This window comes from Streptomyces sp. NPDC056948, from assembly GCF_042674225.1.
Classification (GTDB): Bacteria; Actinomycetota; Actinomycetes; order Streptomycetales; family Streptomycetaceae; genus Streptomyces; species Streptomyces purpurascens.
Window position 1 is genome coordinate 21,911 of the sequence record NZ_JBHUQX010000072.1, and the last position, 6,337, is coordinate 28,247.

Genomic DNA, 6,337 nt, shown 5'->3' on the forward strand with positions numbered 1-6,337 from the left:
GGCTCATTCCTCCCCGGCCAGCTCGTACATGCCCTCGCCGTCGAGGTAGTGGATGGTGCCGATGTCACGCATCACGACCTCCTGCATCTCGTGGAAGAGCCGCACGAAGCCGACGTAGTTCAAGTCGTCCGTCGTGGGGACGAGCCGGCCGCCGACGGGGACGAACTGGGAGAAGTCGTAGAAGCTCTCGAGCTTCTTGATCTCGTCGATGTGGCGCAGTCCGGCGAGCTGTCCGGTCGTCGGCGAGACCAGGCCGACGGAGGCGAAGTGCTGCTTGATCGTGTAGTCCTGCTCGTGGCGCTCGTGGAAGCGCTCGGGGCGGACGTAGGCGTCGACGGCCCAGTCGAAGGGGGACTCGCCGGTGGCGCGGCGGACGTAGTACGGCAGGTCGCCGCCGCAGATCCGGGCGCCCGTCTCGATCAGCACCGGCCCCTCGGGGGTGAGCTTCAGCTCGGTGTGGGCGGGTCCGTGCCGCACGCCGAGGGCGTCCAGCACGCTGAACGCGTAGGGGACGAGCTGGTCCTGGGCGTCGCCGCGCCGGGGCAGCAGGTGCACGGAGTTGCTGATGTCGTGCACGCCGTTCACGGAGAGGCGGGACGTGGCGATGATGTCCGTGACGTGGTGACGGCCGTCCCGGCTGACGGTGTTGACCATGTACTCGCCGCCGTAGAGGTACTCCTGGGCGACGACGCCCTCGTTGCGCCGCGAGAACATGTTGTCGGCACCGGTGAGTTCGCGGAACGCGGCGGCGCTGTCCTCGGGGGTGTCGCAGAACCGGATGCCGTCGTTGCCGGCGCTGGCCAGGGGTTTGACGACCACCCGGCCGCCGTGTTCGCGGTGCCAGGCTTCCAGTTCGCCGGCGCTGGTGGCGAGCAGTTGCCGGGCGCCGCGCAGGCCCGCCGCCTTGATCGTCTCGATCATCGTGAACTTGTCGCGGCGTGCCTGGCTGAGGGCGGTGCCGTTGGTGGGCAGGCCCAGCGCCTCGCTGAGCCGGTCGGCGAACGGGACGCCGAACTCGTGGCCGGCCATGACGGCGACCGGTTCGTAGGCGCTCACCGCGCGCAGCGTCTCCTCGAAGTCCCCGGTGTGGAGGATGTTGTCCTCGTAGAGGGACAGATCGAGCCCGGAGAGCAGGACCTCCGGCTGGTCGGGTGAGCTCTGCACGCGCACGCACGCGTAGCCGGCCTCGCGGAACTCCGGCGGGTAGAACCGTGCCGTGCCGAAGGCGTCGACGAGGACGACGTGACCCTTGGTGCTCATCACTGCTCCTTGTTGCGTCAGGGGGTGGTGAAGTCGGGGCCGGGGCGGCCCGGTGGCCGCCCCGGGTCACGCCTTCGCGTCGGCCAGGGCCCGGTCCGGCTCCGGCGGCGCGATGCTCTCGGTCCGGCGGCCCAGCCAGACGTTGCCGAGGAGGGCGAGCGCGGACAGGGCGGCACCGGTCAGGCCGATCACCACGAAGGCCCAGCGGGGACCTGCCGAGTCCTGGACCGCGCCGGACAGCGCGGGGCCGATGCTGTTGCCGACGGTGAGGGCCGCGCTGTAGGTGCCCATGACCACGCCGCGGGCTCCCTCCGGGGCGAGGGCGCTGGCCGCGCTGCCGGTGGAGGCGAACGCGGGCGAGCACAGGGCCGCGGGCAGCGCCATGGCGAGGCAGAGCAGCCACCACTGGCCGGTCGCGAAGCCGCCGACGACGGTGGTGAGACCCACCAGACCGGCGATGACGGCGAAGCCGGGCGGGCGTTTGATCGTGCCGTAGACGAGGGCTCCGATCAGCGAGCAGAACCCGCAGACGGTCAGCACCAGGCCGGAGAAGCCCAGCTGCCCGGAGTGCCGCAGACCGCCGACGATGGCCGTCTCGTACCCGGCGGTGGCCAGTGTCGTGGCGGTGGTCGCCATGAGCACGGGCACCAGGGCCGGCGTGAACCAGGTCCGGAAAGTGGGCTTCGGCGGCTGGGTGCCGGACTCGGAGGTGGTGGCCCGCACCGCGGGGTTCAGCAGCGCGAGCCCCAGTCCCGCGAGGCTGACGATGACGCCGAGCCCCCGCATGGAGGCCGTGCTGGAGACGGCGGTGGCGACGGTGACGCCGAGCGCGGGGCCCACCATGTACGAGATGTTCGAGGTCATGGCGTCCAGGGCGAAGGCCGCGTTGCGGTCCTCGTCCGGGATCGCCACGGCCAGCCGCAGTCGCACCAGGGCGAAGCCGGGCAGGTTGAGCAGGCCGACGGCCACCGCGCCGGCGACCAGCCCCTCGTAGGACAGCAGCGGTCCGAAGCCCCAGAACAGCAGTTGGGCGGCGACCGAGGCCAGCAGGACCGGGCGGGCTCCGTAGCGGTCCATCATGCGGCCCTGGAGGGGGCCGCCGATGCCGACGCCGACGGTCCAGGCCGTGATGACCAGACCGGCGGCGCCGAACCCGCGGTCCAGGCCGAGGACGACCGCGAGGTTCAGGACCACGGGGATCGCGACCACGGCGATCTTGGAGAACAGGCCCAGGAGCATCAGCGAACCGATGCCCGGCAGGGCCAGTACCCTTCGATAGGTTTTCATGTTCATGTCACTGAACCAGTTCCCTCAGGTCGGGTGCGTCGGCCCCCACGGCCCTCGCGATCTGGGCCAGGAACACCTCGTCGGTGAACCGGTGCCGTCGCCACAACGAGGCGAGCCTTGCGGGCAGTCCGGGCAGGTCGTCGAGCGCGCAGGTGATGATGATGTTGGGGTGCCGTACGCCCTCGATGGTGAGCGTCTGGGTGCGGACGACGTCCAGTTCGCGGCCGGCGTCGTGGACGAACTCCGGCGTCGGGTCGTGGATCGGGAACTGGAGGCACACCTGCCGGACCGGCGCCACGGCCGGTACCTCGGGCGCGGGCCAGCTACCGTCCAGGATCGACAGCAGACAGTCGTACGTGTTGAAGCCCGAGGCGGCGATGCACGGGGTGGTCGTGCCGGTGACCCGGGGGTTGATCTCCAGGATCTTGTAGCGCCCGTCCTCGTAGATCATGTCGATCCCGATGGCGCCCTCCAGGTCCAGCCCGCGGCACAGCGCCTGGAGCTTCTCGGCCACGGGGGCGAACGCCTCGTCGTGCTCGGGGCGCGGGGCCGCGTAGCGCAGCCGGCCGAAGTTGAACACCGGTCCGGCCTCGGCCGGTCCCTGCCACACCTTGGGCTGCACCACGTAAGTGCCGCGGGCGCCCACGACTTCCACCGAGCAGATCTCCCCGGAGACGCACTGCTCCAGAATGAAATTGCCGTCGTGCGGTTTGGTCAGATGCTCGTGCAGTTCGCTCTCGTCGGAGAGTGCCACCATGCCGGCGCCCATGCAGTCCCACAGCGGCTTGCTGATCAACGGATATCCGAGATCGGACGCCTGCATCAATATGGATTCGACATAAGCGGGGATGGGCAGTCCGCGGCCGGCCAGCACATCACTGTCGACAAGGATGCCGCCGGGCAGATCGAACCCGTAGTCCGTCAACAGGCCCTTCGTCTCCCACTTGTTGGAGCCGACGTGCACGGCTGCCAGGCTGTGGCCGACCATGGGAATGCCGACCGGCTCGAGGATCCGCTTGACCACCGCGTCACGCAGGGCGTTCTCGTCCGCGATGGACAAGGACACGACTCCGTCGGCGGACCAGTCGATCACCTTCTTGGCAAGTTCGGCGGGCGTGATGTCAGCGGGCACCTTCTGTGCCGTGCCCGGAAAGTCGTCAGGTCCGCAATCGCCGTCCGTGTAAAAGAGTTTGGCTTCCATTCCCTCCCGTTCGAGCCTCGACTCAAGGCTTTTGAGATAAGGCTTGGTCTGTTGAATCTCGATGGATCGCAGGAAAGCGATTCGGCGCATTCTTCACCCTTTCGGGGGGCCCTGGCCACACAGCCATGCCGATTCGTGCAGCGCGATACGAGGATTCTGGCAGCGTTCCCGCGCCGAACAGAGAGATAATCGGTGGCCCAAGGTGGCCTGACCGGAAGAGGAAGCCGACGATGGAGCGTTCGGGAGCACAGCAGCGGGAACCGGAACCGGCGCTCCGGCAGGGTTCGCTGCTGCTCTACGAGTGGACCCTGCGCCACGGCACGCTCCGCGACCCCGGCCGAGCCGCCGCGGAACTGGGGCTCGCCGAGAGGGAGTTGAGCATAGCCCTCGAGGACCTGTCGCGGCTCGGTCTGTTGCAGAGACTCGGCGACGGCGACGGTGACAGCGACGGCGATGTGTGGACGGCGGTGGATCCGACCGTGGCCGAGGTGACGGCGCGGGCCCCGCTGGAGCGCGAGATACGGGAGCGGCAGCGGGAGTTGAGCCATTTGCACACCCGGCTGCGGCCGCTCGCCGCGCTGTTCGCCGAGCACTCCCGCAGCGGGCGCAGGGCGGAGCGGTTGCGGCAGGTGGACAGCGTCGCCGAGGTGCGGCGGGAGCTGTCGGCGATGACCCGGCTGTGCATGGAGGAGATGGTCAGCATCCAGCCGGGCGGCGGCCGCAGTCCGAACACGCTGCACGGGATCGTCGCGGAGAGCGTGGCGATGCTGGAGCGGGGGGTGCGGGTGCGCACGTTGTACCAGCACACGGCGCGGGCGAGTCTGACGACGCAGACATATGTGCGGGCCGTGTCGGCGGCGGGGGCGCGGATCCGCACCACCGCCGAGGTGTTCGACCGGGTGATCATCTTCGACCGGGAGACCGCGTTCGTTCCGCAGCCGCGGATCGAGGGACGCCCCCAGGGCGCGTCGATCGTCACCGACCCGACCGTCGTGGGGTTCCTGTACCGGATGTTCGAGACGCTGTGGCGGTCCGGCCGGCCGTTCGACCTCGAGGAGATGAACGGCGGGCGGCTCACCGAGCAGAGCGGGACGGCCCAGGACCGGCTGGCCTCCGACGACCTGAAACTGGCCATCCTGCGGCTGATGGCGGCCGGGCTGAAGGACGACGTGATCGCCCGCCGGCTCGGCATGGCGCCGCGCACCCTGCGTCGTCATCTTCGGGACATCACCGATGAGTTGGACGCGGAAAGCAGGTTCCAGGCCGGGTACCGGGCCTGGCGGCTGGGTCTGCCGCTGGAGGACGGAGCCGGGGACGGGGGCTTGTGAACCGGCCATCGTCCGGCTCGGCCTGACGCGAAACCGACCGCGCGCGCTTGAATATTGCCTGGGCATTACGCTGCGCGATTGTCTGCACGCGGACAGATGAGGAAGGGTTACACTCTCGCGGGTTTGCGACTACCGACCTCACTCCGGGGGAGTTGGCGATGAGTCCAGCAAAGTCTGTGGTCCCGATACCCAGCACGAAGGCACGCTCGACGTACGTCGAGTTGCTCCGCAAGGAATGGCACGGCCAGTCGGGTGGCAGTAGCGAAACGATTCGTCGGGGGGCTCGCGACCTCGACCTCGACGAGGGAACGCTCGGCGAGCTGGTGGCGATGGGCATGGTCAGCCAGGACGCCGCCGTGCCCGAGCAGTTGAGCGTCGTCGATCCCGGCGTCGTGGAGGCGCGGCTCGGTGCGCTGCTGCGGTCCACCGCCCTCACCATGCTCGACGAGGCCCGCAATCTGACCGACCTGCTCCAGCCGTTGATCGCCGAGTCGCGCAAGGGCCCGCGGCCGCAGGACGGCGAGCCCATCGTCCGTATCGAGGGCAAGGCCGCGATCAGCGCGATCGTCAACGAGTCGGTGCAGCAGGCCACCAAGGAACTGTTCACCGCGCAGCCCGGCGGGGGGCGGCCCAAGGACACGCTCGAGAAGGTGAAGATGCAGACGGCCGAGCTGCTCGGCCGCGGTGTGGAGGTCCGCACGCTCTACCAGCACACGGCCTGGCACGACGGCCCGACCCGGGGGTACGTGTCCGAGATGACCTCCCTCGGCGCCCAGGTGCGCACCATGGACGAGCTGTTCGACCGGCTCATCGTCATCGACCGCAGCCTGGCGTTCATCCCGGCCGACAACGAGCGCGACCAGGCCGTGATCATCCGGGAGCCGGCGGTCGTACGGTTCCTGGTGGGCGTGTTCGAGCGCAACTGGCTGCGGGCGAAGCCGTTCGAGGGGTCCCGTACGCCGAACGAGTCCAGCCACATCAGCGGTGTGCTGCGGGAGACCATCATCCGCTGCCTGATCAACGGCGACAGCGACACGGCGATCGCCAAGCGGATCGGGCTGAGCACCCGCGCCTATGCCACCCACCTCGCCAAGCTCAAGTCCGAGCTCAAGGCGGAGACCCGATTCCAGCTCGGCTACGAGCTGGGCATGCTGGCGGCCCGTACGGCCGCGGAACCGGGGGACATGGCCGACCTGTGACCCGCGACGAACCGCGAGGCGTGTTCGCCGACCTGCCTCGGGGTGCGGACGTGGAACAGGGC

The 6,337-nt window shown here is 69.4% G+C and carries 5 protein-coding genes; 2 read left to right on the plus strand and 3 right to left on the minus strand.

Going from position 1 to position 6,337, the window contains the following annotated elements; all coding sequences use genetic code 11:
- Positions 1 to 3: 3 nt before the first annotated feature.
- The 3 genes from ACFTZL_RS12235 to ACFTZL_RS12245 form a co-directional block, all read right to left on the minus strand.
- On the minus strand, positions 4 to 1,260 hold the full coding sequence (locus ACFTZL_RS12235) for an ATP-grasp domain-containing protein (protein ID WP_382580748.1): 1,257 nt from the start codon (positions 1,258 to 1,260) through the stop codon (positions 4 to 6).
- Between the two features lie 66 nt (positions 1,261 to 1,326).
- Positions 1,327 to 2,553 carry an MFS transporter gene (locus tag ACFTZL_RS12240; RefSeq protein WP_382580750.1) on the minus strand — a complete coding sequence of 409 codons (1,227 nt, stop codon included), beginning with the start codon at positions 2,551 to 2,553 and terminating at the stop codon, positions 1,327 to 1,329.
- A gap of 1 nt (position 2,554) precedes the next feature.
- On the minus strand, positions 2,555 to 3,679 hold the full coding sequence (locus ACFTZL_RS12245; protein ID WP_382580752.1) for an ATP-grasp domain-containing protein: 1,125 nt from the start codon (positions 3,677 to 3,679) through the stop codon (positions 2,555 to 2,557).
- A 299-nt stretch (positions 3,680 to 3,978) separates the two neighbouring features.
- Here ACFTZL_RS12245 and ACFTZL_RS12250 point away from each other — a divergent pair, with 299 nt between their 5' ends.
- Both ACFTZL_RS12250 and ACFTZL_RS12255 read left to right on the plus strand, forming a co-directional pair.
- Positions 3,979 to 5,076 carry a helix-turn-helix domain-containing protein gene (locus tag ACFTZL_RS12250; RefSeq protein ID WP_382580754.1) on the plus strand — a complete coding sequence of 366 codons (1,098 nt, stop codon included), beginning with the start codon at positions 3,979 to 3,981 and terminating at the stop codon, positions 5,074 to 5,076.
- Between the two features lie 158 nt (positions 5,077 to 5,234).
- Positions 5,235 to 6,275 carry a LuxR family transcriptional regulator gene (locus ACFTZL_RS12255; RefSeq protein WP_382580756.1) on the plus strand — a complete coding sequence of 347 codons (1,041 nt, stop codon included), beginning with the start codon at positions 5,235 to 5,237 and terminating at the stop codon, positions 6,273 to 6,275.
- Positions 6,276 to 6,337 lie beyond the last annotated feature (62 nt).